The organism is Dialister sp. CAG:357, from assembly GCF_000435155.1.
GTDB lineage: Bacteria > Bacillota > Negativicutes > Veillonellales > Dialisteraceae > Dialister > Dialister hominis.
In genome coordinates this window covers 1-2,350 of the sequence record NZ_FR896381.1, presented here as the reverse complement: position 1 = coordinate 2,350, position 2,350 = coordinate 1, and the positions used below count along the sequence as shown (strand labels likewise).

The 2,350-nt window shown below is 47.5% G+C and carries 3 protein-coding genes; 1 reads left to right on the top strand and 2 read right to left on the bottom strand.

Annotated elements, in window-relative coordinates; translation table 11 throughout:
• Positions 1-42: 42 nt before the first annotated feature.
• A complete protein-coding gene (locus M3200_RS02310; RefSeq protein ID WP_022381927.1) occupies positions 43-603 on the top strand; it encodes a DJ-1/PfpI family protein in 561 nt (186 codons plus the stop codon).
• 64 nt (positions 604-667) lie between these two features.
• Here the strand turns inward: M3200_RS02310 and M3200_RS02305 are convergent, their stop codons facing one another.
• Together M3200_RS02305 and M3200_RS02300 are read right to left on the bottom strand one after the other, a co-directional pair.
• Entirely contained in the window at positions 668-1,339 is a 672-nt protein-coding gene (locus M3200_RS02305) for a DUF4405 domain-containing protein (RefSeq protein ID WP_022381926.1), read from the bottom strand.
• 160 nt (positions 1,340-1,499) lie between these two features.
• Positions 1,500-2,141: a DUF4405 domain-containing protein gene (locus tag M3200_RS02300; protein ID WP_022381925.1), complete on the bottom strand. Its 642-nt coding sequence runs from the start codon at positions 2,139-2,141 to the stop codon at positions 1,500-1,502.
• Positions 2,142-2,350 lie beyond the last annotated feature (209 nt).

The window sequence follows — 2,350 nt, the reverse complement described above, 5'->3', positions numbered from 1 at the left end:
AAATTTTTACCAACACGTTTTGTCCTATAACCCTCGATTGTGATGTTTGATGATTTTGAAACGCTTGACGCATTTGGTCCGGCAGAGGTCCTGTCCAAACTGGATGGATACGAGATCCGCTCCGTATCGCTTCTTGGCGGCATCGTGACAAACAGCCAGGGCATCATGGTCGTGACCGAGCGCATGCTCGACGTGCAGGATTCAGATATCCTCATCGTCTCGGGCGGCATGGGAACAAGAACCCTTGTCACCGACGACTGGTTCCTCTCCGGCCTCGGCGATCTTGCCTCGAAGACGAAATGGGTGCTCACCGTCTGCACAGGCTCTGCTCTTCTGGCGGCGGCAGGCATTTTGGACGGCCGCCACGCGACGACCAATAAGAATGCCTTTGACTGGGTCAGGAACCAGGGGACAAGCATCCTCTGGGAAAGAGAACCCCGCTGGGTCCGTGACGGCAATATCTATACCGCCGCCGGTGTCTCCGCAGGCACCGACATGGCAGTAGGCTTTGTTGCCGATCAGTTCGGGAAAGAAAAAGCAGAAGAAATCTGCAAGCAGATAGAATACCACTGGTACGACAACGCCGCCCATGATACGTTCTGAAAAGCAAATAAGAAATAAAAAAGAGGTTGTAGAAATGTGCGATCATTTCTACAACCTCTTTTTATTATTTCTTTACTGCTCTTGGTCTCCTTCCGCTCGACTTGATGAACTTCTGTATATAATAGGAAATCTCCGCATAGAGAATCGCAATCGCCAGATGGGCGAGAACAAAGGCAGGCACGTTTGGCGCGCGCATCCGTGTCCCCGTGACAGGAAGCAGGAAAATACGATTTCCCATGTGGAACCCAAACGAGAAGTAAATTCCTGCAGCGGCCAGTGCCACAGCAAGCACCTTAAGGAAAATAGAAATAGTCTTCGTATTTCCCAGGTGCAGAGCCTTCTTGAAACGCGGAAGAAGAGCGCTCCAGTGGATCCCCAGGTGCAGCCCAATTGCAACGAGCATCACATAACCGCCGATCCGGTGAATCCTGTGAACGATGAGCGGCGCATTGATATCCAGCGACAGCTTGTAAGAAATCAGCGGCGCCGTAATCATGACTGCGAGGAACGAACCTATAAGCACGACATCGATCAGAAACGTGAACCGCCTGTCCCAGTTCCACCGCCCGCGCGGAAGAGACTTATACCACTGCCTGTTCAAATAATTATGGAAAATGACGATGACAAAGAAAATCATCCCGAAGATTTCATGATGCGAACTCCCGATCTGGCGGTAATCCAGAATCGCGAGGAATAAGACAAGCATCACCGTGTCTACAATCATACGAAGCTTCATAATAAACCTCCCAAGAACCTCTTTTCTTCATTTTAGCATGCAGCATGATACCATGTGAAATGCGAAATATGACAGAGAAACTATAGAAGAAATGTATGGAAAAGGAAATCAAAAAAGCTGCAGCGAAACAGGCAATTATTTCGCCACAGCCCTTTTTCAATTAACGCACAGGTTTTGCTGGCGCTTTACGTCCCAATTTCCTCAAATGCATCTGAATGAAGTAAGACACAGCGCCAATGCCGATGACATCCACTAGATGCCCCAGCATACCGATATACACGCCGGAAGAATTCAGATTCGGGCGCGTGCCCGTCGGAAGAATAAAGTAAATGGCACCGAGAACGATTGCAAGGACCACGAGCCGGACGATTATTCCAACTGTCGAAACATTAGCAAGATGCAGCCCGTTCACAAAACGAGGTTTCAAAATCGCCCAGTGAATCCCAAGATGCAGCCCGATCGCCGCCAGCATAAGAGCGCCGCCCGCTTTATGGATACCCTCAAGAAAATGAATATTGAAACCAAGAGAGTAGGAGCGGGAAATGAATGGGGCAGTAAGGAGAACAGCCAGGAAAGAAACAATCAAAAGCCCATCGACCGCAGCCGTATACTTCCTCTCCAGTCCCCAGGACCCTTTACTCAAAGACTTGTACCACTGCCTGTTCCAGTAATTGTGCAAAAAGACCAGAACAAAAAGCACAATGCCCAAAGTCTCATGCCAGTAATTTCCAAGCGGCTTGTACCCGACCACGATCAGAAATACAAACAGCATTGTCATATCCAAAATAAACCGCTTCTTCATCCCGCTCGCCTCCTTGCAAAATCTGTATTGATTCTTTTCTATATTTTAGCATGAACAAACGCTGAATTGTGACAGTTAAACAAAATTTTATCTTTGACATGAGGGAGAGGAAATGCCTGGCATAAAAGTTTTTTATAGTACATTCCTATGACAAAGCGTGACATGTTTATCTGTTATAATAAAAACAACTTATTAAAAATCCGTAAATA